This is a genomic window from Psychrobacter sp. HII-4 (assembly GCF_904846595.1).
Taxonomy (GTDB): Bacteria; Pseudomonadota; Gammaproteobacteria; order Pseudomonadales; family Moraxellaceae; genus Psychrobacter; species Psychrobacter celer.
In genome coordinates, this window is the sequence record NZ_CAJHBJ010000122.1 from 1 (window position 1) to 503 (window position 503).

Here is a 503-nt window from a genome sequence, read left to right on the forward strand (position 1 = left end):
AAGCTTTTGCGGTTTGTCTCGCTTAATACGGCGTTTAGGCTTTATTCTAAGGTTTAATTCAAGCTCACGGTAAATGCGATAAACACGTTTATGGTTATAAGGCAGTCCCAGTACATTTCTTAGGTATAAGAAGCACAGCTTAAAACCCCAATTTTTATGACTGCTTGTTAAGTCAGTCAATAGCTTAGCTATCTGATCAGTCTCATCTGCTGTCTTTGGCTGATAGTAATAGCAGGTTATGCTGATATTAAAGATCAGACAGGCTAAACGGATGCTAATCGCTCTGGCTTTGATGTAATGCTGAGCTAGCTCTTTGCGCCTAGAGGGCGCTACCACTTTTTTGACATGGCATCCTGTAAGATGTCTGATTTAAGCCTTTCCTCAGCATACATTTTCTTTAAACGAGCGTTCTCTGCTTCTAATTCTTTAAGACGGGTAATTAATGAAGCATCCATGCCGCCGTATTTACTCCTCCATTTGTAGAAGGTACTCTGACTAATATT

Annotated in this window: 1 pseudogene; it reads right to left on the reverse strand. The window is 40.2% G+C overall.

Going from position 1 to position 503, the window contains the following annotated elements:
* A pseudogene (locus JMX98_RS14030) lies at positions 1-503 on the reverse strand (transposase); the annotation flags it as partial.